Source organism: Flammeovirga agarivorans (assembly GCF_012641475.1).
Taxonomy (GTDB): Bacteria; Bacteroidota; Bacteroidia; order Cytophagales; family Flammeovirgaceae; genus Flammeovirga; species Flammeovirga agarivorans.
In genome coordinates, this window is record NZ_JABAIL010000004.1 from 728,968 (window position 1) to 754,876 (window position 25,909).

24 protein-coding genes are annotated in these 25,909 nt (G+C 33.5%); 12 read left to right on the top strand and 12 right to left on the bottom strand.

The features are described 5' to 3' along the window. Positions 1–2: 2 nt before the first annotated feature. From HGP29_RS15890 to HGP29_RS15900, 3 genes are all read right to left on the bottom strand, one after another. Positions 3–1,223: an oxygenase MpaB family protein gene (locus HGP29_RS15890; RefSeq protein WP_168883406.1), complete on the bottom strand. Its 1,221-nt coding sequence runs from the start codon at positions 1,221–1,223 to the stop codon at positions 3–5. Positions 1,224–1,325: 102 nt separating this feature from the next. Continuing rightward, entirely contained in the window at positions 1,326–2,519 is a 1,194-nt protein-coding gene (locus HGP29_RS15895) for an exo-beta-N-acetylmuramidase NamZ family protein (RefSeq protein ID WP_168883407.1), read from the bottom strand. Between the two features lie 2 nt (positions 2,520–2,521). Next, positions 2,522–4,285 (bottom strand): glycoside hydrolase family 3 protein, encoded by a 1,764-nt coding sequence (locus HGP29_RS15900; RefSeq protein WP_168883408.1) that lies wholly within the window; start codon positions 4,283–4,285, stop codon positions 2,522–2,524. Positions 4,286–4,376: 91 nt separating this feature from the next. On the opposite strand from HGP29_RS15900, the gene HGP29_RS15905 reads away from it, so the two are divergent. From HGP29_RS15905 to HGP29_RS15915, 3 genes are all read left to right on the top strand, one after another. Next, positions 4,377–5,318 carry a hypothetical protein gene (locus HGP29_RS15905; RefSeq protein WP_168883409.1) on the top strand — a complete coding sequence of 314 codons (942 nt, stop codon included), beginning with the start codon at positions 4,377–4,379 and terminating at the stop codon, positions 5,316–5,318. An 11-nt stretch (positions 5,319–5,329) separates the two neighbouring features. Beyond that, positions 5,330–8,014: a CHAT domain-containing protein gene (locus HGP29_RS15910; RefSeq protein WP_168883410.1), complete on the top strand. Its 2,685-nt coding sequence runs from the start codon at positions 5,330–5,332 to the stop codon at positions 8,012–8,014. Positions 8,015–8,083: 69 nt separating this feature from the next. Continuing rightward, a complete protein-coding gene (locus HGP29_RS15915) occupies positions 8,084–8,806 on the top strand; it encodes a response regulator transcription factor (RefSeq protein WP_168883411.1) in 723 nt (240 codons plus the stop codon). A 62-nt stretch (positions 8,807–8,868) separates the two neighbouring features. Here HGP29_RS15915 and sufD read toward each other — a convergent pair whose 3' ends face one another. Both sufD and sufC read right to left on the bottom strand, forming a co-directional pair. Beyond that, complete coding sequence (gene sufD / locus HGP29_RS15920; protein ID WP_168883412.1) at positions 8,869–10,167, bottom strand: Fe-S cluster assembly protein SufD; 1,299 nt, start codon at positions 10,165–10,167, stop codon at positions 8,869–8,871. 24 nt (positions 10,168–10,191) lie between these two features. Continuing rightward, positions 10,192–10,950 carry a Fe-S cluster assembly ATPase SufC gene (gene sufC, locus HGP29_RS15925; protein WP_168883413.1) on the bottom strand — a complete coding sequence of 253 codons (759 nt, stop codon included), beginning with the start codon at positions 10,948–10,950 and terminating at the stop codon, positions 10,192–10,194. A 388-nt stretch (positions 10,951–11,338) separates the two neighbouring features. Between sufC and HGP29_RS15930 the strand changes: the two genes are divergently transcribed. The 8 genes from HGP29_RS15930 (at position 11,339) to HGP29_RS15965 (ending at position 16,396) form a co-directional block, all read left to right on the top strand. After that, entirely contained in the window at positions 11,339–11,743 is a 405-nt protein-coding gene (locus HGP29_RS15930; protein ID WP_168883414.1) for a MaoC family dehydratase, read from the top strand. Positions 11,744–11,807: 64 nt separating this feature from the next. Next, a complete protein-coding gene (locus HGP29_RS15935) occupies positions 11,808–12,671 on the top strand; it encodes a bestrophin family protein (protein ID WP_168883415.1) in 864 nt (287 codons plus the stop codon). Next, positions 12,672–13,022 carry an arsenate reductase family protein gene (locus tag HGP29_RS15940; protein WP_168883416.1) on the top strand — a complete coding sequence of 117 codons (351 nt, stop codon included), beginning with the start codon at positions 12,672–12,674 and terminating at the stop codon, positions 13,020–13,022. It begins immediately after the preceding gene. Between the two features lie 6 nt (positions 13,023–13,028). Further along, the gene (gene ruvX, locus HGP29_RS15945) at positions 13,029–13,445 is read left to right on the top strand and encodes a Holliday junction resolvase RuvX (protein ID WP_168883417.1); all 417 of its coding nucleotides are present in this window, start codon (positions 13,029–13,031) and stop codon (positions 13,443–13,445) included. Between the two features lie 21 nt (positions 13,446–13,466). Next, positions 13,467–14,027 (top strand): peptide deformylase, encoded by a 561-nt coding sequence (def, locus tag HGP29_RS15950; protein WP_168883418.1) that lies wholly within the window; start codon positions 13,467–13,469, stop codon positions 14,025–14,027. A gap of 94 nt (positions 14,028–14,121) precedes the next feature. Next, entirely contained in the window at positions 14,122–14,607 is a 486-nt protein-coding gene (locus HGP29_RS15955) for a hypothetical protein (RefSeq protein ID WP_168883419.1), read from the top strand. A gap of 12 nt (positions 14,608–14,619) precedes the next feature. After that, on the top strand, positions 14,620–15,411 hold the full coding sequence (locus HGP29_RS15960) for an amidohydrolase (protein WP_168883420.1): 792 nt from the start codon (positions 14,620–14,622) through the stop codon (positions 15,409–15,411). A 7-nt stretch (positions 15,412–15,418) separates the two neighbouring features. Further along, on the top strand, positions 15,419–16,396 hold the full coding sequence (locus HGP29_RS15965; RefSeq protein WP_168883421.1) for a sodium:calcium antiporter: 978 nt from the start codon (positions 15,419–15,421) through the stop codon (positions 16,394–16,396). On the opposite strand, the gene HGP29_RS15970 is transcribed toward HGP29_RS15965, so the two are convergent. The 4 genes from HGP29_RS15970 to HGP29_RS15985 all read right to left on the bottom strand — a co-directional run bounded on the left by HGP29_RS15970 (position 16,397) and on the right by HGP29_RS15985 (position 21,435). Further along, positions 16,397–17,053, bottom strand: a complete 657-nt coding sequence (locus tag HGP29_RS15970; RefSeq protein ID WP_168883422.1) for a DUF4290 domain-containing protein — start codon at positions 17,051–17,053, stop codon at positions 16,397–16,399. A gap of 63 nt (positions 17,054–17,116) precedes the next feature. Continuing rightward, positions 17,117–18,955, bottom strand: a complete 1,839-nt coding sequence (glmS, locus tag HGP29_RS15975) for a glutamine--fructose-6-phosphate transaminase (isomerizing) (RefSeq protein WP_168883423.1) — start codon at positions 18,953–18,955, stop codon at positions 17,117–17,119. Between the two features lie 33 nt (positions 18,956–18,988). Next, positions 18,989–20,425 carry a DUF4270 domain-containing protein gene (locus tag HGP29_RS15980; RefSeq protein ID WP_168883424.1) on the bottom strand — a complete coding sequence of 479 codons (1,437 nt, stop codon included), beginning with the start codon at positions 20,423–20,425 and terminating at the stop codon, positions 18,989–18,991. 194 nt (positions 20,426–20,619) lie between these two features. Next, a complete protein-coding gene (locus tag HGP29_RS15985) occupies positions 20,620–21,435 on the bottom strand; it encodes a glycogen/starch synthase (protein WP_168883425.1) in 816 nt (271 codons plus the stop codon). A gap of 130 nt (positions 21,436–21,565) precedes the next feature. Between HGP29_RS15985 and panC the strand changes: the two genes are divergently transcribed. Continuing rightward, complete coding sequence (gene panC / locus HGP29_RS15990) at positions 21,566–22,423, top strand: pantoate--beta-alanine ligase (protein WP_168883426.1); 858 nt, start codon at positions 21,566–21,568, stop codon at positions 22,421–22,423. 99 nt (positions 22,424–22,522) lie between these two features. Here the strand turns inward: panC and HGP29_RS15995 are convergent, their stop codons facing one another. From HGP29_RS15995 to hemL, 3 genes are read right to left on the bottom strand one after another with little or no spacing between them, the layout of a single operon-like run. Beyond that, positions 22,523–24,154 (bottom strand): S8 family peptidase, encoded by a 1,632-nt coding sequence (locus HGP29_RS15995; protein WP_168883427.1) that lies wholly within the window; start codon positions 24,152–24,154, stop codon positions 22,523–22,525. A 33-nt stretch (positions 24,155–24,187) separates the two neighbouring features. Then, complete coding sequence (locus HGP29_RS16000) at positions 24,188–24,523, bottom strand: hypothetical protein (RefSeq protein ID WP_168883428.1); 336 nt, start codon at positions 24,521–24,523, stop codon at positions 24,188–24,190. Between the two features lie 16 nt (positions 24,524–24,539). Further along, on the bottom strand, positions 24,540–25,832 hold the full coding sequence (hemL, locus tag HGP29_RS16005) for a glutamate-1-semialdehyde 2,1-aminomutase (protein WP_168883429.1): 1,293 nt from the start codon (positions 25,830–25,832) through the stop codon (positions 24,540–24,542). Positions 25,833–25,909 lie beyond the last annotated feature (77 nt).

Consider the following 25,909-nt stretch of genomic DNA (forward strand, 5'->3'; position numbering starts at 1 on the left):
TTTTAAATTAGTTTTTGTAAGGTTATTCTGTAGTTAAATATAGTTTTTGTCGAAAAAATATTTTCGTATTCTTTTTTAGCTTTTGGTGCAATCCAGTTTTTCTTTAATGAAGGTGGAATATTGAATTCTACTTCCTTTTCTTTATAGTAGAAATCCAACATGTGCTGAAGTAGAAAAACATTAAATGTTTCAGCAATTTCGCAAAGTAATGCTGACTCATCTTTTCCTTGATCGAAGATTTGTAACACTTTTGAAAGCGTTCTAATAAACACCTTTGAGGTAAATGAAGTGTGTGTTTCAATTCCTACTGTTTCACAAATTTCATCACCTAATAAAAAGTGCATAAATGCTTCTGGGAAATCATCATAATGAGTACCCGGTGTTGCAGCCTTCAAGAAATCAACACATGATTTTGTAAGTATTTTACCTCCTTCTGTTGGCTTTCGCTGTTCTTCTAAGATTTTTTGTCCTGTTACAGCTCCTTCATCAAAAGTTTCAGGAATAATTGAAGGTTCTACACCCATTACAAGACCTACTAATTTCCATGTATAATAGTAAGCTTTCTTCTCTTCATCAGATACAGTAATTCCCAATTGCTCTAATCCTTGAACAGGAAATACTGAAAATGATAAAAGAGTCCCCAACATATCTTCTTGATTAATGGGTTCACCTAACGCTTCAGTATCCCAGGTAACATGATTACTGTGCTTCAAATAATAACGTATTGAAGCATGCATTAATCTTACTTTTTTAGCAGTTACCAATCCACTACCCTCTGGGTCCATTCCATCCTGAGACATTACATTGATAACAAACTGAGCAGTTTCCATTAATCGGTTGATAAATGGTTCTAGTCCCTTTCTTTTACTCTCCATAAAGCGACCAGTACGGTAAACGACTTCAGCACCATTTCCACATGAATAAGTTGCAGGTAGCGATTTACAAAGCAGCATTAAAGAAAGAATAGGCCCATGTTTTTCGAAAAACTTTTGCCCTTGATCAATTAAATCATGATCGACATTATCAGATAGGATTTCAACTGAACTTTTCTCAAAAAAGTCTCTTAAAGCATCATCTTTAATTTCACTAATTTCATTATTAGTGGTTATGGTTTCAAAAAGTTCGTTAATCTTATTGATGCCATTGTTTTGGATGTATGTTTGGATCAGATTGTCTGCAAGAGGGTCTGTCATCCCTCTTAAGTTTACAAGAGTGTTGCTCATAGTGAAGCAAAGAGTTAGTAATTTTATAAACTGAAAAAGCTGATTAAGAAGTAAGTTAAATGAAATCGGTCAAATATCAAATTTTGTCATACAAAGGAAGTATTAATCATGATATAAAATATACTTTTCTCTTAACGTTTTATATATATCCAACTCTTCAATCCATGACAACTTTATTTCTTCAATAGACTTCCCTTCATTAATCATGACCCTTACTTGATCTGTTCCACAAAGTAAATCCATCCATTTTTCTTTCGAGATCACTGACTTTTGCTCCATCGATAAGAACTTCTTATTCCAATCAACAATATAAGATAGATCTAATCCTCCTTTCTTGATCGTTCTAAGATCTTGTCCAAAACATTCCTCCCCTTTTAATACAGGATTCGTAGCCGCTCCTTTTATAGATCTTGGGGTAAAAGTGAATTCCCCCAATTTTTCATTTGTATAACCAATGACCTGAAAAGGAAAATCTGTCCCTCTGCCAATACTTACAGGAGTAGCTTCGAAGAAACATAACGACGGGTACAATAATATCGATTGATCATTTGGCAAATTTGGTGAAGGTTTGACTGGCAAACTATAAGCCATTGAGTGATCATAATTTTTCACTTTGATAACTGTTAGATCACATGTTCTTTCACCTCTTAACCACTTTTCTCCATTGATCATTTTAGCTAATTCACCTACAGTTAAACCATGTAAGATTGGAATTTTATGCATGCCCACAAATGATTTAAATTTCTCATTTAATACAGGTCCATCTATATACATTCCATTTGGATTTGGCCTGTCTAAAACAAGAAATGGAACATTTGCTTCAGCACAAGCCTCCATCATATAATGCATTGAGCTAATGTAGGTATAGAAACGGCACCCTACATCTTGAATATCAAATAGCACAATATCAACTTGTTGTAATAATTCAGGAGCTGGACGTTTATTCTTTCCATAAATAGAAAATATCTTCACACCTGATTTCTGGTCAATACCATCTTTAACATGTGCTCCAGCATCAGCATTACCTCTAAAACCATGTTCAGGAGCAAAGATCATTTCTAAATGGACACCTAAATTTTGTAAAGAGTCCACTAAATGAATCCCATCAATTTGAGAGGTCTGATTGACTAGCAGCCCAACTTTTTTTCCTTTTAACAGATCGATATATTCTGACAACTGCTGAGCCCCTGTAATAATTTCTAGTGGCTTCTCCTTTATTTCTTTCTTATCTGATGAAGATACCTCACAAGAAAAAAGTGAAATCATCATAAATATTAAGTAGATCGATTTTTTCATATCTATAATCCTAATCCTTCTTTAAACCTTTGATCAATGGTTACTGGTAATTTTCCTTGGCTATTTATCTCTCCTAAAAGTAACTTTCCTACTGACTTTCTCAATTCAGGTAAATCTTGATAACCAATTATTAATCCATCTATATTTTCAATACCCACAAAAGATCGTATTGCATACGCATTGCCAAAAAATACACCAATATGTTTAGGGTCTTTATCTTTCATCAAATGAAAATAGTTCAACATTGTATAGGTTACTCCATAAGGATATTTCGATTTTTTAATAGGTTCATCTTCTTTTGCTAATTCTACAGCAATATCCTTAACACCTGGACTCATATATAATGCCCCGACTTGTGTAACCACCACATCAAATCTAGATAATTTACTTATCAATTGTTTTAATTGCTCTGAACTAGCGTTTTTAGATAAGTAAAATGATTCTACGTCAAACTGTTTCTCTGAAAATCTCTTTTTAAGTAAAGTTGATGACTTCCCGATATTTACAATAGCCACTTTTTTTGTTATATCAAGAGAGATACATTGGTTGCTATTCTTTAATACGGTTATCGCTTTATCAGATATTTCTTGAATCAACTTCTTCGCTTCCTGGGGTTGTAGATCTGCTTTTAATGAAGCTGTAGACAACCTCTTTTGTTTATCTACCTCCAACCATCTTTTCATCAATAATACTCTCCATCCCTTTTCATTGATCTGTTCCCAAGATATTTTCTTCTGATTGATCGCCAACAACACTTCTTTAATGGCTTTATCAATATGATTTGTAAATTCTACTACATCATTACCCGCTACCAAAGCCTGAGCATCTGCTTTTCCATAATCATGAAACTGCTTTGTGATAGCATCCATCAAGATCCCGTCTGTAAATATCACTCCATCAAACTTTAGAGAATCTCTTAATAAATCAGTAATTACTTTAGTTGACAATGAAGAGGCTTGATCATCTAAAGCAGGAACTTCTAAATGAGCAGTCATTACACCTCCAATTCCTTCCTTTATCAATTGCTCGAATGGGTATAATTCTAAAGAATCTAGTCTTTTTCTAGAATGTGGAATCACTGGTAATGATTTATGAGAATCAACATTCGTATCACCATGACCTGGAAAATGTTTAGCGACTGCCAAAACTTGATGATCCTCCAAACCCTTCATGTATGCTAATGCTTTTGAAGTAACTTTTTCCCTATTCTCTCCAAACGAACGGTAACTTATCACAGGGTTTAATGGATTATTATTTAAATCTGCAACAGGTCCATAACTTACTGTCACACCTACTCTTTTCAATTGATTTGCAATTTGTGAAGACATCTCATAAATCAATTGATCATCTTGTAACGCACCCAATGTCATCGCATAAGGATAAGAAATACCATCATAAGGTAGTCTCATCCCTAATCCCCATTCAGCATCTAAAGTATATACCAATGGTGTTTTTGCTACATTATTCAACCTATTGACAGCATTGACCTGATCTATCGCTTTCCCCTTAAAAAAGATAACTCCGCCAACATTATATTCACGAACTAGAAACTCTACTTCCTTATAACTTCTACTTGTATAATGAGGAACAATAAATAATTGTGCAATTTTTTCTTCATTAGATAATGACTGCCATACTGAATCTACCCACTGTAAATCTTCAATAGAAGCATCAAAAAACTTAGGTGATTTATGTTCTTGAGAAAAAACAGTTAAACTACTGAATAACAGATTTATAATAAAAAATCGAAATAAATAATTGGACATATTACTGATTTTCGTTCAATTTTTGTTAGGTTAACTACTAAAATACTAACTACCTCTTCAAATACACCCTAATTCAGTTATCTTTTTAGCTATGAAAAGAATTTTTATTCTAGTCACTCTTTTATCAATCATATCTCTTTATCAAATACATGCTCAAGGATGTAGTGATGCAGGCATTTGCTCAACTGGAGCACTTAATCCATCTAATGATAAAGACAAAAGTAATATTATTGACCATAAGTTTGCTATCACCTATAATGGATATTGGCAGATGTATAAAAGTCAATTTTATGATCAAGGAGCAGGTTTAACAGTAGATTATAAAATCTCCTCTAAAAGTAGTGTTCAAGCTAAAACAGCTTATTCATTCAAATCAGGTCCAATTACAGACACTCAAGGAATGAGTGATGTCACTCTATCCTATTCTTACCAAATAATTTCTGGCGGAAAATGGAATCTTACAGGAGTTATTGGTGGTAAGGTTCCTACAGGAAAAGCAAATATGACATATGAAGGGTTACCTCTCCCCATGATCTACAATACTTCCTTGGGTACTTATGATGCATTATTTGGTCTCGCTTTAACATCAAAAGCTTGGCATATCTCACTAGGTATCCAACAACCATTGACCACATTAACTGAACATGAATATGATCCTTATTATTGGAGAAACACTGAATACTACCAACACTTACTAAATTGGTTTCCTTCATCAAGACATCTTGATCGAAAAACTGACATTAGTATGCGCTTAAAATATGCTATCAAAACTTCAAAATGGTCTATTGCTCCAAGTGTACTAGGTATTTATAAACCACAACCTGGGTATGTTGAATCAATTGAAGATGGAAATTATGAAGTCATTGGCTCAGAAGGTTTAACTATTAATGGTCTTTTAGAAGCTTCATACAATATAAATACTTCACTCACACTATCTGCAGTAGGTGCGTATGCCATACAGCAAAGACCTTTAAACCCTGATGGATTACAACGAGATTATGTCGTTAACTTTTTTATTAAACAACAATTCTAGTAATACCTAAGATGAAATATCATTTTTTAATATATATCTACTTATTCCCATTGATCACTCTAGCACAATCTTCACTACAAAGTGCTCAGAATTTCTATGAATATGGAGAATTGGACTCTGCAATCAACATACTAAATAAGGTCAACGTAAATAAACAGAATGTAAATTATGTTGACGCTTTAAAAGCTAAGATCTATGGACAAAAAAGTTACTACACAAAAGCATTAAGTCTATGTGATGATTCATTATTAGTCTCGTCAAAACCTTCATATTTAGCGATTATTAATGCGAAAGGATATTTATTGGAACATCAAGGTTTTTCTTATGATGCCATTCAAGTCATTTTACAAGGAATTCGAAAATTTGATAAATACAAGAACAACAATGAGTACACAAAACTATTTATTGAAAGTTATTCTTTGTTAGGGATAGCTTATTGGCAGACAGGAGCTCAAAAAGAAGCCAATGAATATTTAAAACAAGCCTTAGTTTTATCAAAAAAATTAAATGATAGCATTTTAGAGGCTAATTGCAATATCAACTTAGGCTTAGTGAATTCTAGTGACGAACCATTTAAGGCTCAGGTCTATTACGAAAAGGCATTGAAGGAGTATCAAAAAGCCTTTCCAAATGAGGACCATCCTAGTGTAGCCTCTATCTATATTAACTTAGGAGTAATCTTTCAACAAAACTATTTTCTACCAAAAGCTATTGAAGCCTTTGAAAAAGCAGCAAGTATTTGGTCAAAATTATATTCTAATGACCATCCTAATGTTGCCTTTGCTTATACATATATTGCCGAAGCATACTTAAAAAGCAATCAAGTTGATCTGGCACTTGAATTTTATGATCTTTCTTTACAGTTATATCAAGTTACTTTTGGTGATAAACACCCTGAAATAGCTAATATCTACATTCACTTAGGTGATATTAGTTACGATCAGGAAGAATACAAAACTGCTCTGAATTATTATCAGAAGGCCATTTGTTCAAATAGTTTTCAATTCAAGAATGAGGATCCCAAAGCCAACCCTGAGGCAAGTGATTACTTAAATCCATTTATCAATATTGTAGCTTTGCAGAAAAAAGCAGAGGCTTTTGAAAAGATTCATTTTACAAAAACACTAAAAAGAAACGACTTATCTTCTGGTATTGAATCTTTAGAAGCTGCACACCATGTAATTAATAAAGTAAGAGGAACTTTAAGAAATGAAGAAGATAAAATCAAGCTAAGTGAAATTACCAACGCAGTATATTCAGATGGTATTCGACTTAGTATAGAATTAGGAATAGCTTCGGTAAATGCTAATAAATGGAATGAAAAAGCATTTCAATTTATGGAATGGAGTAAATCTGCTACTCTTTTGGAAGCTATTCAAGACACAAATGCAAAAACCTTTGCGGGAATTCCTAAAGAGCTTATCGAAAAAGAAAATAGCTTACATGACGAGATTAGTGCTATTGAACAAGGCATAATTAAAAGTTCATCTATTACAGAAAGAGATTCTTTAGAAAACATACTCTTTAATACTGAACAATCACTTGAAGAATTAATAAGTGATTTAGAGCAGGACTACCCTAAATATTATAATTTAAAATACAACGCTTCAGTAATTTCATTGAAAGACATTTCAAATAAAATCTCTAAGAATGAGGCGTTGATTAGTTACTTTATTTCTGATGTTGAAGAGTTATTGTATATATTTTTAGTAACAGACAAAGGTTTAAATATTTATACAGAAAATTTTGATGATGATTTTAAGGATGAAATTATAAGTCTAGAATCGGGATTGAAGTTCAATTTTGATGAAATCATTCTTATGTCTTCCAAATATCTATCGTCGAGACTACTTCCATTTTACTTAAATGATGCTATTGAAAAAGTGACTTTTCTACTCGATGGAAAGATTAATAGTATTCCAATGGAGGTCCTTTTCTATGAATCAGTAGGCGAAATTGACCAGATGAATGCACATCAATTACCTTTCATGGTAACTAAATATTCTATCGCATATAATTTTTCGGCAACTTTAGCCTATTCTGAAGATTCAGGAAATGAACAATCTGAATCAGGAAATAATATTGCTTTTTTCGCCCCAGTAAACTTTACTGACTCTACAGGCTCAGAAATTTACTCCTCTCTTCCAGGTACATTATCTGAAGTAAGAGAAATTGAAAGTATTGCCAATACACAAGGATGGTCAACCTCCACATATATGTATAAGAAGGCGACAAAATCTAATTTATTAAGTGCTTCTAAACAAGGATATAAATATTTGCATTTTGCTACTCATGGTTTTGTCGATGAAGAAAGCCCAAATCAATCTTTTATATTTTTAAATGGCGAAGAGGAAGAACCAAATCTTCTTCATGCTTCTGAAATTTACAACCTTGAATTGAACAGTAAACTAGTCACTTTATCTGCCTGTGAAACAGGTTTAGGAAAAATAAGTAAAGGAGAAGGACTAATTGGACTTTCCCGATCTTTAAAATATGCTGGAGTAGAAAATTCCATCGTATCACTTTGGACTGTAGATGACATCTCAACTGCCCTATTAATGCAATATTTCTACGAAGAAATAGTAAAAGGTGAAAATATTTCCAAAGCTTTAAAGAAGGCAAAAATTAAACTTATCAAAGGAAGTCTTTACTCCTCCCCATATTATTGGGCTGCTTTCTCACATATTGGGCATTAGGGAAACTTTTCGAAGGTTAACTACTGTTAATAGAGTGTTGAAAAACATTTACCCAAAAATTTGACTCTCATGAACGAGACGGTAGTGCTGGTTATTGACGACGAAAAAAACCTACTAGAAAGCATAGTTGACTTACTCGAAATTAATGATTTTAAAGTTCTCTCGGCCGAAAGCGGGCCAGACGCACTAGAGATCATAAAGCAACAAATACCCGACATCATTTTATGTGATGTTATGATGCCTGCAATGAATGGATACCTTTTTCTTAAAGAACTTAGAAAAAATCCTTTAGCAGTTGGAGTACCTTTTATCTTTCTATCGGCGAAAAGTGATCGTCATGATATACGAAAAGGAATGAATTTGATGGCGGATGATTATATCACAAAACCGTTTACTCAACAGGAGTTACTCCAGAGTATTAGGGCTAGAATTGATAGAATAGAAGTCCTCAAAACCGAGATTATGATGTTTATGAAAAGTATTCATCACAACCTTAGCAATAGTAACATTGACTATAATGAAATACCTGAGACAAAAAGAGAATTAGATACTCTTAAGGCTTTACTCCAATCTCAGAATAAAGCTATTGAGAAATATTGTTATCTCAATTCTCACAAGGTAAGAGGTCCCCTATGTAGAATAATGGGGTTAATTGAGCTTTTTAATTCTTCTGATGAAATGCTTTCTAAAGAAATTGTCAACCACTTAAAAAGTAGTGCAGAAGATTTAGATAAAATCACAAGAGAAATAACATTTGCTATTTCTACCCATAGAAATGTAAAAACAGCCTAGAAATAAAAAAGGATTACTTTCTAAGTGAGAAAGTAATCCTTTTTTAAAATATACTCTTAAGATTAATCCAAAGGATAACCCATTTTTTCAGCTACAGTTCTTTCTACAAGTGAACGAATTGGCTCATTAGAGATCTTTTCGATTACATCACCTGCAAAAGCATATGTCAATAAAGCTCTTGCTTTATCTTCAGTGATACCTCTTGCTCTTAGATAGAACATTGGATCTTCATCTAAAGCACCAATTGTACAACCATGTGAACAACTTACATCATCTGCCCAAATCTCTAATTGTGGTTTTGTATTCACAACTGCATCTGGAGAAAGTAAGATGTTTTTGTTTGACTGGAATGCATTTGTTTTTTGTGCATCCTGACGAACAAAGATTTTACCATTGAAAACTGCTTTAGATTTACCACTTAAAATACCTTTGTATAACTCATTAGAATATGAGTTAGGCATTTTGTGATCTACCATTGTATGGTTATCTACGAAAGATTTATCATCTAATAAGTATAAACCTGTCATTAGACCTTCACAATGCTCACCAAGTGAGATATTTAAGTTATTTCTAACCAATTTACCACCAGTAGTGATAGTCACATTATGGTATACAGAGTTATCTGCTTGTTGTGCCTCAGATAACGTTACTAAATGAGTATTTTCGTTCTCATCTTGTAATTTAATATGATTTACAACAGCTCTTTCTGCTACTACTGTTTCAGAAACTGCATTGATAAGCACTTCATTGTCTCCCAATACTACATTTCTTTCAGCAAAAGTAAACTGAGCACCTTCTTCAGCAATCGCTAAAACTCTAGGTTGAACAACTAAATGATTAGCAGTAACAACATTTAGAATAAGAACTGCTTCTTCTTTTAAAGCATTTCTTTTAGCGTAAACAAATACACCTTCTTGGATAGAAGCTGTGTTAATACCTACGAAAGGTAACCCTGCATCAGCATATTTACCTAAATGAGATAAAACTAATGCTTCGTCTTTTTGAATAGCTTCTGAAAGTGGTGAGAAAGTCACCTTGTCTGTTGAAGTATAGTTTGATAATTCAGCATTGAACTGACCATCAACAAATACCATTACTTCAACACCTTCGATCAAATGATCAGCAATATCTTCTTTAGTAACTGCTTTTGATGAAGTTGTGAAATTAAACTCTGAAGAAACTAATTTCTTCACATTAGTATATTTCCACTCTTCATCTCTGATTGAAGGAAAATCTGTTGATGCAAATTGTTCCGCTGCTTCAGTTTTTAGAGAAGTTAAAGCAGGAACAGCATCAATTGTATCTTCTATATATGCTAATGCATTATTTTTTAATGCAGCATTTTCAATTACTTTACTCATAATTAGAAAAAATTAGGGTTAGGTTTAGTTTTGACCTTCTACTTCTTGGATAATCCAATCGTATCCTTTTTCTTCTAATTCAAGTGCCAATTCTTTAGTACCAGATTTTACGATCTTACCTTTGTAAAGTACGTGAACAAAGTCAGGAACGATATAATCTAATAATCTTTGGTAGTGAGTTACTACAACAAAAGAACGCTTACCGTCTCTTAAAGTATTAACACCATTAGCTACAATTCTTAATGCATCGATATCAAGACCTGAATCTGTCTCATCAAGAATCGCTAATTTTGGATCTAACATAGCCATATGGAAGATCTCATTTCTTTTCTTTTCACCACCTGAGAATCCTTCGTTTAAAGAACGGTTCATTAGAGATTTATCAATAGAAACGATTTTCATCTTTTCTTTCATCTCTTTCATAAAGTTCGCAGCATTATAAGGCTCCTCACCTCTTGCTTTACGTACCTCATTAACAGCTGTTCTTAAGAAGTTAGTGTTACTAACACCTGGGATTTCAACTGGATATTGGAAAGCAAGGAATAAACCTTTTTGTGCTCTTTCCTCTGGTGACATCTCTAACAAATCCTCACCATCGAAGTCAACATCGCCACCTTCTACTTCATAATCTTCTCTACCAGCAAGAACTGAAGCTAAAGTACTTTTACCAGAACCGTTTGGTCCCATAATCGCGTGCACTTCACCCTCTTTAATCTCCAAGTTGATTCCTTTAAGAATCTCTTTGTCTTCTATCGAAGCTTTTAGATCGTTGATCTTCAGCATTTTTATCTATGATTTTGTTGTTAGAAATTCGTCTTTAAAGATTGGATATCACATCTTATAAAAAAGTTGTAAACACACATTCCAATCGGCTCGCAAATTTATTTAGATTTTTTTTAAATAGGAACTATTTTATAAATAATCCCATCTTTTATTTCAATTATTCATGAAAAAAGGCACTGCCAATGACAATACCTTTAGTCCAGTAAATATGAAAATGAAAAAAGATAACTCTAAATTAAATTGCTAGCTCGGCTTGAATAATTGTTTTTTTTATACAAGCTTTGAGCTTTGCCTCCTCAAAGTTAAGCAGAATTGATTTAATTTGGAGACTTTCATCACCTTTTTATGAAAATTTTATATTTTTATATAAGCATTATTTTTAAAAACAATGATTTTAATAGGAAATACTTACGAGACAACTTTTTCATTTACTCAAGATCAAGTAGATGCATTTGCTAAACTAACGGGTGACACTAACCCAATTCATATTGATCCTGAGTTTGCTGCAGGTACTCCTTTTAAGAAACCTATTATGCATGGTTTTTTATCTGCAAGTATTTTTTCAAGAGTTTTAGGAACTGAATTCCCAGGAAATGGATCTGTTTATTTGTCTCAATCCATGGATTTCTTAAGACCAATGTTTGTTGATGAAGAATATGTAGCCACTTTCGAAGTGACAGAAATTGATTCTAGAAGAAAAACAGCTATAATAAAAACAGTTATCACCTCTTCTCAAAAAAAAGTAACTGTTAAAGGAGAAGCGAAAATAATGCACAAAACACTTATTGAATAAAACTTAATATTAACTTTTTACGTTAATTTGTGAGATAATTTTTTACTATTACTTTTTTTGTTCTATGCCTAAAAGAAACTTCACTCAATCTTCTTTGTACATGATCTTTTCGTACAAAGGATATTTAGTTAGACGATTATCCATAGATTTAATTTGGATTGTTATCCCCACTACTATTCTATGCGCTGTTCATGAGTTTAATCATGTTGATATCAAAATGAACTTTACAGTACCGGGGCTCCTTGGTGCAATTCTAGGTTTACTATTGGTATTTAGAAATAATACCGCCTATGATCGTTGGTGGGAAGCTAGAAAAGTTCTTGGTGGATTAGTGAACACCTCAAGAAACTATGCTTTACAAGTAGAGAATCTTCTACCAGAAAGTGAACATAAAAATGAGATCATTAAATTGATTGGAGCTTTTCCATTCGTTTTAAAGGAACACTTAAGAGATGGAGTGGTCTATGCAGAACTTGATTTTTTAGGTGAAAAACTAATCAAAGAATTAAAAGAGTGGAAGCATGTACCGAATGCTGTCAATCAATTAATTCAAAGAAGGTTAAGGATTGCTTACGATAATAAAGAAATCACAGATTTTCAGTTTTTAAAGTTGATTGAAAACTCAGATGAATTAATTGACATTATGGGTAAATGTGAAAGAATTCACAATACTCCTATGCCATCATCACACTCTTATCTTCTGAAAACATACATCTATGTATATGCTATCATTATGCCTTTCGGTTTAATTGATAATCTTAGCTGGTGGACTATTCCTGCAGTTATGATGATCTATTACATAGCAATGAGTATTGTTACTATTTCAGAGGAAATTGAAGATCCATTTGGTAAAGATCCAAACGATTTACCAGTTGATAGGATCGCTCAAAATATTTACAACAACGTTCAAGAAATTATTACCAAATAAATGTCCAAAATTTATTACCTCTCTACTTGTTCAACATGCAAGAGAATCATTGAGGAAATAGGAAAAGATAAGTTTGATGTATTTCAGGATATCAAAACTGAAAAAATCACTTCGGAACAAATTGAAGAGATGAAGGCTCTTTCAGGATCATATGATTCTTTATTCAGTAGAAGATCTAGACAATTTAGACCAATGGGACTACATGAAAAGGACTTATCTGAGGAAGATTATAAATCGTTAATACTTCAAGAATATTCTTTTTTAAAAAGACCTGTTATTATTGCAAATAATCAGATATTTGTAGGAAATAGTAAAAAAGAAGTGGAAAAAGCGAAAGCTGCCCTTTCTTAAAAAATTATGGGAAGAATATTAGCAATAGATTACGGTACTAAAAGAACTGGCTTTGCCGTTACTGATCCGATGAAGATTATCGCATCATCATTAGAAACAGTTCAAACCAATGTGGCAATGCAGTTTATTAAAGACTACCTAGTAAAAGAGGAAGTAGATCAGTTTGTCATTGGCTTACCTGTCGGACTAGATGGATTAGAAACCGACAATACTAAACCAACTAAATCTTTTGCAAAGAAATTGCAACAAAATTTCCCTAATATTCCACTAGCCTATATTGATGAGCGATTTACATCTAAAATGGCTGAACAATCAATGTTGGCAAGTGGCATGAAAAAGAAAGACAGAAGAGTAAAAGGTAATGTAGATAAAATCAGTGCCACTATTATTCTTCAATCCTACATGGATCAGCAAAGTTTTTAATCTCAAACAAATAACAGTCAAATGATATATCCTGTAGTAGCTTATGGCGACCCCGTATTAAGAAAAGTTGCCATTGACTTTACAAAAGATGAATTAAACGAAGTTAGCACTTTAATAGACGACATGTTCGAAACTATGTCAGGTGCTCAGGGAGTTGGACTTGCAGGTCCACAGATTGGAAAAGCTAAACGTATCTTTGTTATTGATTCTAACTTAATGTTAGAAGAGGGATCTGAAGAAACAGGTTACAAAGGTGCTTTTATCAACGCTGAAATTATTGAAGAGTTTGGTGAAGATGTTGGTTTTGACGAAGGTTGTTTAAGTATTCCTGGCATCAACGGTGAAGTGGTGAGACCTGAAGGTGTAATTATCAAATACCTTGATGAAAGCTTAAAAGAAAGAGAAGAGAAATTCACTGGTGTAACTGCAAGAGTTATCCAACATGAATATGATCACATTGAAGGTGTTTTATTTACTGATTATTTATCTCCAATTAAAAAGAGGTTAATTAAAAGTAAATTAAATAACATCACAAAAGGAAAAGCTCCTCATGCTTACAGAATGAGATTTCCGAAAAAATAATTAATTTTAAGCTACTCAAAATTGAGTAGCTTTTTTTTAAATATTTTGGCGAGTACTTGTACTCACTTTATACGATTACTTTTTAAATATTACGATGAGATTACTTACTCTGTTTTTGGTTTCTTTTCTATTATTCGGATGTGGAAATGATGAAATCAATTGGAGCACTCCTACCAGCCTTGACCAATACTTTATGGATGAAATCAACAAGCATAGAGAAGATCAACAGTTACAACCTCTTACTTTTAATGTCACTTTCTTTGAAGAGTCAAAGAGATTTGCTGCTAAGTTGGCGGATAATCCAGGAATGAGGGAACAACTCTCAAAAGAAGAAGAAGAGAACGGCTACTATAAACAAAGAATACAAGTAATTACCGACGCAAGTGACATAAGAGGGTGTACGGGCTTTGCTTCTTTTTCCAATCTTAATCCTACTCCAGATGTTGTGAAAATTATGGCTCAAGCATGTTCAAACACGCTTGATAATCGCAATTCTAATACTTTTGGCGGTGCCGTATTTCAAAATTCCAATACAGGTGATTATTTTTATGTAACTTTCGTCGGCCGATTAGATAATTAATTAACGTATTCCATGTCACAACATCAAGAAAATTTCAAAATTGCTTTAGTACAATTTGATCCTCAATGGATGAATCCTACGGCAAACTTAGCTCTCCTCGAAGAAAAACTTTGGACAATTGATGAACAGGTCGATTTAGTGGTTTTACCAGAACTATTTACGACAGGATTTCATACTACGGCTGCAGAAAAAGCTGAACCAATAGGTCTGACTACTTCAAAATGGTTAATGCAACAATCTAAAAGAATGAATGCAGCAATTATTGGAAGTTTTCCTATACGTCAAGACCGTTTAATATATAACCGCTCATTATTTGCAAGGCCAAATGGTCATATATCCCATTATGACAAAAGGCATTTATTCAGAATGGCGTCTGAACATATGGCTTTCACTCATGGGAAATTTCAAGTGGTAGAAGAATGGAAAGGTTGGAGAATTAACCCAATCATTTGTTATGACCTAAGGTTCCCACTATGGTGTAGAAACACTAACAACGATTATGATATTCTTTTATGCTTAGCCAATTGGCCTAAGCCTCGAATTGAAGCTTGGGATGCTTTGCTTAAAGCTAGAGCCATTGAGAACTTATCCTATACAGTAGGCGTTAATCGTGTTGGTAACGATCCACATGGAGTTGAATATAATGGACAATCTGCCGTTTATAACCCAAAGGGACAACTCGTTAATGAGCTTTCTGAAGAAGATGAAATCCAAATTATCACTTTATCATATAAGGAAGTTCAACAAATCAGAGAGTCTTTCCCTACTCACCTAGATGCTGATCACTTCACTCTTCAATTATAATTAGTTATTGGATAGTATTTTCATACATATTTTTATTGGTCTCATTGGTATTTTATTAATGAGATATGGAGCTTTGATGCTTACTAAAGGTGCTACAGCATTATCAGCTTCTTCCAACTTTTCAGGAATACATATTGGATTAACAGTTGTAGCCTTAGGCACTTCTATACCTGAAGTTTGCGTGTCATTTATTTCAGTTTATAAAGAGTCTGAAGAGCTTGCTTTTGGTACAATCATAGGGAGTAATACCTTTAATATCGTTTTTGGACTCGGTATTTCTTCACTGATCATCAATATTAGAGTATTATCTAAGAATATTTGGCGGGATACCGTATTTGCTTTAGGAAGTGGCTGTCTTCTCTTTTTACTTCTAAATAAGAAGTTATTTTTTCATTCGGAGACCAACTATCTGACACCTTATGATACGATTATTTTAATTGGGTATCTTATTACTTACTATCTAATTATTTTTGCGAGTTCTAAGAATAAAAAGGAGATCTACTTAATAAAAAAAATCCCAAAAGGATTAATAAGACATCACTACATAAGTAGAGACATCATCGTTGGGCTTCTAATTATTGCTGCAGGAGCCTATATATCTGTTATAGAAGCATTATTATTAAGTGAGTATACCGTTTTAAGTCCAAGATTTATTGGAGTCAGTATCATGGCTATATGTACGTCATTGCCAGAGATTACAACTACTATAGCTGTCATGAGAAGAAAACGACAGGATATTGCTTTTGGCAATATTATGGGCTCTTACATTATAAACTTTTTAGTTGCTCCTTCTATATTAACAATTAAGGGTCCAATCGCTTACGATTACACCCTTAACTATGACCTTTCTTTCTCGGTCTTAATATGTATGTTATGTGCTTTCTTAAGTTTATCCAGTAGATATTTACGTTTAAATAAAGTAGCTTCAATTCTTTTACTTACACTTGGAGTGCTTTATTACTTCACTACGTACTTAAGAGGATAACTATTTTCTCTTTTTTCTTCTTCTCTTCTTTGAGTTTGAAGATGATTTTGAGTTATTATTAGATTGCGTTGACACAGAAGCTGAAGGTAGTTTCACATTTTTAAAAGCATCTGGAAACTTCTCTTTAAGTGGTCGCACATTAAATCTTCCTTTGGTTAAAGAGTTTAATGTATTTATCACTACTTCGTCTTCAATCTGATCATTAACCTGCATTGAATAAAAAGACTTCATCAATTTAATGATTTTGACAAAAGCTTTTTCTTTTCCCTCTACAGTTTCTTGCTTTAAAGCACTTTCAACCATTATTTCTAGGTTTTTACCAAAGTGCTTAAATCTAATATGAGATTGATTATAAGGAACCTGACGAGGCTTCTTATGCATCATGTTCTCTGTAGGAAGAGGATAAGGAGCGTCGATATCCAGATTAAATTCAGACATTACCTGAATATGATCCCATATTCTTTGTTGACTATCACTTAATTGTTTTTGGATAGGATGTAATTGCTTCATTAAAGCAATCAAAGTGTATGAGTATTGAGTTCTAAGTGATTTATCTTCTAATGAAGAAATATACTTTACTAATTTCTCAATATTTCTACCATATTCTTTAAGAATGATATCTGATCTTCCGGTATTGTAGCTAAATTCTTCGCTCATATAATTCATTAATTTCAAAAAAGCTGTCGATAAGTTTAATTACCGACAGCTTTAAATATTTTATTACTCTACGGTAACTGATTTCGCCAAATTTCTTGGCTGATCGACGTCACAACCTCTTAACACTGCAATGTGATAAGATAGTAATTGAAGAGGAATACAAGAAATCATCGGCATTAATACCTCATGAGTATCCGGAACTTCAATAACGTGATCAACCATACCTGGAATCAATGCATCTCCTTCAGTAACAACTGCGATTACTTTACCGCCTCTTGCTTTTACTTCTTGAAGGTTAGATACTACTTTATCGTAAGAGCTATCTCTAGTTGCAATGACTACAACTGGCATGTCTTCATCAATAAGGGCAATTGGACCGTGCTTCATTTCTGCAGCAGGATAACCCTCTGCATGAATATAAGAAATTTCTTTCAATTTTAATGCACCTTCTAATGCCACTGGGAAATTATATCCACGACCTAAGTACAAGAAATTAGAAGCATCTTTGTACAAATGAGACATTTCTTTAATAGAATCATCTGTCTTAAGAACCTCCTCTATTTTTGAAGGGATATTTTCAAACTCCTTCAACAATGAATGTAACTGGTTCTCAGTTAACGAGCCTTTTTCTTTCGCTAACATTAAAGCCATCGTGGTAAGTACAGTCAATTGAGCTGTAAATGCTTTTGTACTTGCTACACCAATTTCTGGCCCTGCGTGAGTATATGCACCTTCATGAGAGTTTCTAGCAATAGATGAACCTACTACATTACAAACGCCTAATACTGTTGCACCCTTAGATTCTGCCAAACTCATTGCTGCTAATGTATCTGCTGTTTCTCCCGATTGAGAAATTGCAATCATAACATCACCTTTACCAATGATTGGGTTTCTATATCTGAATTCAGAAGCATATTCAACTTCTACTGGGATTCTTGCTAATTCTTCAAAGATGTATTCTGCTACCAAACCTGCATGCCATGATGTACCACAAGCTACAATAATAATACGGTTAGCATTAACTAAATCTTCAAAATGATTGAAGATACCACCTAATTTTACGTGGTTTTCTTTTGCAATCACCCTTCCTCTTAAACAATCAGCAACAGAGCGAGGTTGTTCCATAATTTCTTTCATCATGAAATGATCATATCCACTCTTTTCAATTGCTTCTAATTCAAGCTCTAATGTTTGGATATAAGGAGTTTGTTCTTGGTTTTTCACATCAGTGATAGTCATTTCACCATCCTTCAGTAGAACTACTTCCTCATCTTTTATATATACAACGTCTTTAGTATACTCAACAATTGGTGTCGCATCAGAAGCTAAGAAGAATTCACCTTCTCCTACACCAATCACTAATGGACTACCTTTTCTTGCCGCAACTAATTGACCTGGATTATCTTTACTTGTAATTACAATAGCATATGCACCTACTACTTCATTTAAAGCAATACGGACAGCTTCATCTAAATCACAATTGTTATCTTTTTGTACTTGCTCAATAAAATGAATAAAAACCTCAGTATCAGTCTCACTTTGAAAAACATGTCCTTTTTCAATTAACTGACTTTTTAATACTTCATAGTTTTCAATTATTCCATTGTGAACCATTGCTAATTTTTGATCTGAAGAATAATGAGGATGAGCATTAACATCATTAGGTGCACCGTGCGTTGCCCAACGTGTATGACCAATACCTGTTGATCCTTTTGTATCTTTTCCTTCTAATTGTTTTTTAAGATCAGCAACTTTGCCTTTACACTTAAAAACTTTAACATCAGATTTTTCTATAAGGGATACTCCAGCACTATCATAGCCACGATATTCTAATCTTTCAAGGCCTTTAATTAGAATGTCAAGGGCATTTCTTTCACCCACATAACCGACAATTCCGCACATAATTAAAAAATTTAAATTTAGATGAATAAAAAATTACTTACACTCGTGTCTTGGGTCGTTAAATACCGCATAATATACAATCAGACGCAATCTCATTGTCTGACCATTAAGCGGGTGTAATATTGGACTTTCGTCGTCAGCGAAAACCAGCTTTCTAATATTTGATGATTGTTGGTTTGGTAATAACACCAATCCATCATCATCGAGTGGAAGGTTATAGAATTCTCTATACGCACGATCCTGTAAATAGGTTGCCAGTTTACCGTAACTATATGTTTGGGTATTTGATCCGTATGTCACTGTTTGATCACCAGATGACGGATATTGTGCTTGTAAAAATCTATATTGCTGTGATGTTTCTGATATTGTCTGGATTGAACCATCTTCATTCATAAAACCAAAAAACAGCCCTGAAGGAGGTGGCATATTAGATGATGGGAAAATCTTGTACTCAGGATCATCTACACCTACAGCAGAGACTACTAAATCTGCTCTATTTAAATGTACTTCTCGTAAGCTATCATCCCCTGTATAAGTACCTGGTTCTTTTACAAAAAGATCCATTAAGTTAGGAAATTTGATACGTGAGACCATTCCAGTGCCTTCAAATACAAATCCTAAATTATTAGAGTCTTCAGTTTTTACTACATCTCCAATTTGAATACCAGATGTTAAAGTACCTGGTGTATATGTAATGTTATTAAAACGTTGATTAAAGCCAAAATAGTAAGTAGTTCTTACAGTATCTTCACTAGACTCACCAAAGTAGTGCATATTCATTTCTACAACTGTTCCATAGTTCTCTAAAGAGAACTTTCCTGCCCATGCACTTTCTTGTCCTTTCTTCACTTTTATTGCAAGACCTTTGATTTTATTAGCAAAATCATCCTGATCTGCATACTCTGCATTGTCAATAATCTTCTTACCGAAAGCATTATCTAATTTGATTTTTACTGTATCAGTTGATAGATCTTGAGGTTTAAAAGTTCTTGATCCTAAAAGCTCTGTGGCATACGAAACTGTATCAGTAGAATAATACTCTGTTGAATCGCCTATGATGTCGTCTGTTAATTCATAAATCTCCAATGTTAGCGACTTTGTAGTATCTCCGTACAAAGAGGTTAAATCAAGACCTAATGATAAAGAAATAGAATCCAAGACCCTATCATTAAAATCTAAAGCTTCTTCAGAACCTATACTTAATTGTGTATATGATGATGTTTCAGTTTGCCCAATTTGAGTACCTTCATCTACATAACCTGCCATAAAATAAGCACTATTCTTTGTATACAAAGAGTCTTTGTAGTGTGTTTCTATATCGATCTCTAAAGTATCGATATAACACATTTTTGTTTGATCATCGATCAGGTCGCCTCCGATAACAATGGTTTGTAGATCCGTCTTTGTACAAGCGAATGAAAGAATTGCTGAAAATGAAGCTAATGCTCTGATTAAAAATTTATTATTCATTTGTAATTTTTCAAAAATAAAAAAGGCACCCTACCCTCCTTACTTGAATGACAATGGAATTGTAAAAATGGTTGAAAGTAAAGTATAAATACGGTGAGACAAAAATTGTAAATTATCTAGACGTACACAAATAAAAAAAGGCTATTGAAGTACTTCAATAACCTTTTTTTTGTAAAAATACCAAAATGCTCGTTCTATTGAGCCAATCCAGTATAAATATCATAGTATGAGTCCGCGTATTCATCACCTTCAGGCTCTGTTTCCGTTACTTTCTCACCATAAGTTGAAAGTACTTCTACTACATCCTCTTTAATTGAAGGAGAACCTTTAGTTACACGGTCTGCATATTCAGAACCGATTTTAATAAAACTATTGTAGTCAGCTGAAGACAAATCCGATAACATAGAGTCATCGATATCTAACATCTTCACTTTCTTCGCTAGTTCTTCGTGATTAAATTTATGATCAAATTTCGTATCATAAACAGTAAATACTGTTTTAGCATTTTTGAACATTGGATCATTCTTGTAAGAAGTTTTCAAGTATAAAGGAATGAAACTTGTAAACCAATCATTACAATGAACTACATCTGGTGCCCATCCTAATTTCTTTACTGTCTCAATTACTCCCTTACAGAAGAAAACTGATCTGTCATCATTATCTGAGAAAAACTCATCGCTTTTCTTGTCTCTGAAAACAGACTTTCTGTGGAAATAATCTTCGTTATCTATAAAGTAAACTTGCAATTTTGCACTTTGGATTGAAGCAACTTTGATAGTTAGTGGTTTTTCCTCCTCGCCTACGGCAATGTTCATCCCTGAAAGTCTTACCACTTCATGTAATCTGTTCTTACGCTCATTGATCAATCCAAATCTTGGAACCATAATTCTGATTTCCATACCTCTTTCTTGCATGTGTTGAGGAAGCTTCCTAACATAATCTGCAACTTCAGAAGTTTTCAAAAATGGATTTATCTCACTTGAAACGTAAAGAATTTTTAATTTTGACATATTCTACCGTATTTACACCTTTTCTTCGCAAAAGTACGGAAGAACTTGCTTAAATTCAACTTTTAAAAGTAAACTAACTTAAATTCACATTTTTACTTAATAATTTAATTTTAAAAAATCAACCCCTAAAATGGACGTTTTTAATAAAGTTAGCACGTTAAAAGATTTTGTAAATAATTGTAGATTTTCAAAAAAAAGTGTTGGATTTGTCCCAACAATGGGTGCATTACATCATGGACATATCACTTTAATTAAAAAATCAATTCAAGAAAATGACATCACTATTTGCAGTATTTTTGTAAACCCTACCCAATTCAATAATGCCATCGATTTAAAACATTATCCTGTCCAACATGAACAAGATAAAAAGATGCTAGAAGAAGCTGGATGTTCAGCACTTTTCCTTCCTTCAGTTGAAGAGATGTATCCTATGGGTATAGAACAAAGTCAAATTACAGGATTTAATTTTGGTATCATAGAAAAGCAATTGGAAGGTGCTTTTAGACCTGGACATTTCAATGGAGTAGGCATTGTCGTTAGCAAACTATTTCATATGGTCAATCCTGACAAAGCATATTTTGGATTAAAAGATTTACAACAATTTCTAATCATCAGAAAAATGACATCTGATTTATCATTTGGCATTGATGTAATTGGAGTTCCTACGGTAAGAGAGAACGATGGTTTAGCCATGTCCTCTAGAAATCTTAGACTTACAGAAGATGAAAGAAAGGTTGCTCCTTTTATTTATGAAGTGATTAGTACAATGAAAGAAAAAATTGATCACAATCAGGCTCCAAAAGAAGTATTGGATTGGGGAATTGCTAAATTTCAAAATAATACGAAATTTCATTTAGAATATTTGGAAATTGTAGACACAACAACACTTACAAAAGTTGAAGACTACAAAAAGCCATTAAGTTATGCAATAGTAATTGCGGCCCACTTGGGTAAAGTAAGGTTAATTGATAATCTTTTAATAGAGTAATAATTATATCAACCATATGAACTGAACAGTACTTCAAAAAAAAGATCCGTTTGAAATAAAATCAAACGGATCTTTTTATTTACATAAAATCTCTAGTGATTACTTAGAGATTTTTTCTGCATACTTCACAGCCTCATATAAGTTGATTACACCACCAGAAACTGATAATGATCCAAACTTCACTTTTTCTGGCTCCTGTCCTTCTTCTAAGTCTTTATAACCTGGCTTTAAAACTTCTTTCGATTTTAATGAAGTTACCGTCTTCATTAAAATTTTCTTCACTTGGTAAGCTGAAAGGTTAGGGTAATATGACATCAATACAGCTGCACATCCTGCTACAACAGGAGAAGCCATACTTGTACCATTTAATGCTTGGTATTCAGAACCAGGTACAGTTGAATAAATATCAAAACCTGGAGCAAATAGATCTACATTTTTCTTAGCATAATTTGAGAAATAAGCTGGAAGCTCCTCATCTGTATGCCATGTAGACGCACCTACCTCGATCCAGTTTTTAGCTGTTTTCCCGGAGTTGAATTTATCTTTAGGGAAGTTTCTTTCCTTATCTGTGTTTTTGTTATCATTACCAGCAGCATGCACTAATAAAACACCTTTTGAATCTGCATATTTGATTGCTGCATCAACAATATCTTTGTTTGGTGAGAATGGTTTACCAAAACTCATATTGATAATATCTGCACCATTATCAACAGCATAAATAATAGAGTTAGCAACATCCTTATCTCTTTCGTCTCCATTTGGTACAGTACGTACTACCATAATCTCTACATTATCGGCAACACCTTTAATACCAAGATCATTTGTTCTGTCAGCACCAATAATACCAGCTACGTGTGTACCATGAGTAGCATCAGGACCCATAACCTTATTGTTACCATAGTTCTTTTGCTTCAAATCAGTGATATCATCACCTACAATTTCTCTAGTATTTAACTCAGGATTGTAGTTGTATTCAATTTGATCTTGGAAATACTTAACACCTTCAGCAATTCTTTCTTCAGTTGCTCCTTGTGCTGTCATTCCTTCTACCATTTGAGCCATACCTAGAAGAACCTCGTCTTGAGTTTCAAGTGTTTCTAATGCTCCTAAAATTTCGTCTTCAGACTCAAGATCAAAATAAGCCATAAATAATGCCTTACCTCTTTTGAACTGGTGCAAAATCATGTCATAACGAGCGTAGTTCTCTTCTGCTTTAGTAAGACCTGATTCAAAATCTTTCTTAACAACTAACCATAGCTCGTATTCTTTTTTATCAGCTTTTGCTACATCTTCTTCAGCTACACCTTCAAATTTCTTACTCAGCTTACCATATAAACGAGCTACCTCAAGGTTTTCCTCGTTTACCATTTCGCCATCAGCACCACCAATGAAGTTCCATCCGTCTACATCATCGATGTAACCATTTTTATCGTCATCTTGACCATTACCAGCGACTTCTTTTGTGTTATGCCAGATTACTGACTTAAGGTCTTCATGGTCAATATCAATACCACTATCTATTACAGCAACAACTACTTTCTTAGATTTCTTACCTTTCAAGATTTCATTGTAAGCTCTTTCAGCTCCAACGCCATAAACACTATCCTGTTCATAATCTAAATTATACCAGTTTTCGGGTGCTCCTCTTAATGGGTCCTGAGCTTGAGCTGCAATTCCAACATGTGCAACTAGGGCACCAGCTAATAGTATTCTTTTTAGTGATTTTGTCATTTTTATATATGTGTGTAAATATATTTGTTGTCCCTACCTTTTCTTTTTTATAGTAGGCCAAGAATTATTAAAAAAATATCTGATTGAAAGAACTAACGCTAAAATTATAATAAATGCACCTAATTTACCTAATAGGATTCCAAATGCATCAAAAATATATGGTAAAGTAACAAAAAGAGATGCGAAAATAAAACCAAAACCAAGGTCGATAAACATCCTATCTCTGTCATTATATTCAGGTTGTTTATTACATATTGGACATTTTTTGTCTTCTAATCTAAAACCATATAAAAAAAGATGCTGCCACTTGTATTTAGAACAAGTGACAACTTCCTTTTTTTGGCGAAGATGCTTCTTCTTTCTAGCCATATTTAATATTTTCAGATTAACCTTCTACTGCAATCAATGATGATTTCACTGCAGCGATAATTTGCTGAATATTTTCGTCTGTTAATGCTAATGACATGAACCAGCTTTCATATTGTGATGGAGGTAAATACACTCCGTTCTCAAGCATCTGATGGAAAAACTTACCAAATTTTTCAGTATTTGTAGTCTGTGCATCAGCGAAATTATCCACCTCATTTTCTGTAAAGAAAATACAAATCATTGAACCTAATAGCGTTACTTGATAAGGAAGATTCAATTCTTTTAAAACGGCTTGAATACCTTCAGCTAATTTTTCACCTTTTGCTGCTAATTCTGTGTAAACTTCAGGATGTTCATTTAGGTAAGTAAGCATGTTTAAACCTGCTGCCATTGCGACTGGGTTACCCGATAAAGTACCTGCTTGATATACTGGGCCTGCAGGGGCAACGAAATTCATGATTTCAGCTTTACCTCCATAAGCACCTACTGGCATACCACCACCAATAATTTTACCTAAAGTGGTCATATCTGGAGTTACACCAAATACTTCCTGTGCTCCACCTTTAGCAAGTCTGAAACCTGTCATTACCTCATCGAAGATTAATACGATACCTTCAGCATCACATATCTCTCTTAACTTTTGAAGATAATTATCTTTCGGTAGAACTAAGCCCATATTACCAGGAACTGGTTCTATTATCAATGCAGCAATCTCCCCTTTGTTCTCAGCTACTAAAGTTTGAATCGCTTCAACATTGTTATAAGGAGCTAATAGTGTATCTTTTGCAGTACCATCAGTTACACCTGGACTATTTGGAACACCCATAGTTACTGCTCCACTTCCTGCAGCAATTAAAAATGAATCTCCATGACCGTGATAACATCCTTCAATTTTAATGATTTTATTTCTGCTTGTGTATCCTCTTGCTACTCTAATTGCAGACATCGTTGCCTCAGTACCAGAATTGACCATCCTTACTTTTTCAATAGATGGTACCATTTCACAAATTAACTCTGCGATATCGATTTCTTTAGCTGTTGGTGCTCCGAATGATAAAGAGTTATTTACTGCTTCTTGAACAGCCGAAGTAATTACTGGGTGAGCATGACCTAAAATCATCGGACCCCATGAATTTATCAATTCGATGAAACTATTATCATCTTCATCTGTTATATAAGCTCCTTGAGCACTTTTTATAAAAAGAGGAGTTCCTCCTACTGATTTGAACGCTCTAACTGGTGAATTTACACCACCTGGAATTGTGTGTTGTGCTTTGTCGAATAAGGACTTACTTTGTTTGTTATTCACGATCTTTATGATTTATATGTCTAAAAGATGAACTTTATATCAATTATTGTATTTATGATACCTACAAATTTAAATAT

Coding starts and splice junctions, on each gene's coding strand:
- HGP29_RS15930 (WP_168883414.1), top strand. CDS start 11,339: ATGATTTTAATAGGAAATACTTACGAGACAACTTTTTCATTTACTCAA.
- HGP29_RS16000 (WP_168883428.1), bottom strand. CDS start 24,523: ATGGCTAGAAAGAAGAAGCATCTTCGCCAAAAAAAGGAAGTTGTCACT.
- HGP29_RS15940 (WP_168883416.1), top strand. CDS start 12,672: ATGTCCAAAATTTATTACCTCTCTACTTGTTCAACATGCAAGAGAATC.
- glmS (WP_168883423.1), bottom strand. CDS start 18,955: ATGTGCGGAATTGTCGGTTATGTGGGTGAAAGAAATGCCCTTGACATT.
- HGP29_RS15900 (WP_168883408.1), bottom strand. CDS start 4,285: ATGTCCAATTATTTATTTCGATTTTTTATTATAAATCTGTTATTCAGT.
- HGP29_RS15905 (WP_168883409.1), top strand. CDS start 4,377: ATGAAAAGAATTTTTATTCTAGTCACTCTTTTATCAATCATATCTCTT.
- HGP29_RS15890 (WP_168883406.1), bottom strand. CDS start 1,223: ATGAGCAACACTCTTGTAAACTTAAGAGGGATGACAGACCCTCTTGCA.
- HGP29_RS15980 (WP_168883424.1), bottom strand. CDS start 20,425: ATGAATAATAAATTTTTAATCAGAGCATTAGCTTCATTTTCAGCAATT.
- sufC (WP_168883413.1), bottom strand. CDS start 10,950: ATGCTGAAGATCAACGATCTAAAAGCTTCGATAGAAGACAAAGAGATT.
- def (WP_168883418.1), top strand. CDS start 13,467: ATGATATATCCTGTAGTAGCTTATGGCGACCCCGTATTAAGAAAAGTT.
- HGP29_RS15970 (WP_168883422.1), bottom strand. CDS start 17,053: ATGAGCGAAGAATTTAGCTACAATACCGGAAGATCAGATATCATTCTT.
- sufD (WP_168883412.1), bottom strand. CDS start 10,167: ATGAGTAAAGTAATTGAAAATGCTGCATTAAAAAATAATGCATTAGCA.
- HGP29_RS15935 (WP_168883415.1), top strand. CDS start 11,808: ATGCCTAAAAGAAACTTCACTCAATCTTCTTTGTACATGATCTTTTCG.
- ruvX (WP_168883417.1), top strand. CDS start 13,029: ATGGGAAGAATATTAGCAATAGATTACGGTACTAAAAGAACTGGCTTT.
- HGP29_RS15915 (WP_168883411.1), top strand. CDS start 8,084: ATGAACGAGACGGTAGTGCTGGTTATTGACGACGAAAAAAACCTACTA.
- HGP29_RS15960 (WP_168883420.1), top strand. CDS start 14,620: ATGTCACAACATCAAGAAAATTTCAAAATTGCTTTAGTACAATTTGAT.
- HGP29_RS15895 (WP_168883407.1), bottom strand. CDS start 2,519: ATGAAAAAATCGATCTACTTAATATTTATGATGATTTCACTTTTTTCT.
- HGP29_RS15955 (WP_168883419.1), top strand. CDS start 14,122: ATGAGATTACTTACTCTGTTTTTGGTTTCTTTTCTATTATTCGGATGT.
- HGP29_RS15995 (WP_168883427.1), bottom strand. CDS start 24,154: ATGACAAAATCACTAAAAAGAATACTATTAGCTGGTGCCCTAGTTGCA.
- HGP29_RS15985 (WP_168883425.1), bottom strand. CDS start 21,435: ATGTCAAAATTAAAAATTCTTTACGTTTCAAGTGAGATAAATCCATTT.
- panC (WP_168883426.1), top strand. CDS start 21,566: ATGGACGTTTTTAATAAAGTTAGCACGTTAAAAGATTTTGTAAATAAT.
- HGP29_RS15910 (WP_168883410.1), top strand. CDS start 5,330: ATGAAATATCATTTTTTAATATATATCTACTTATTCCCATTGATCACT.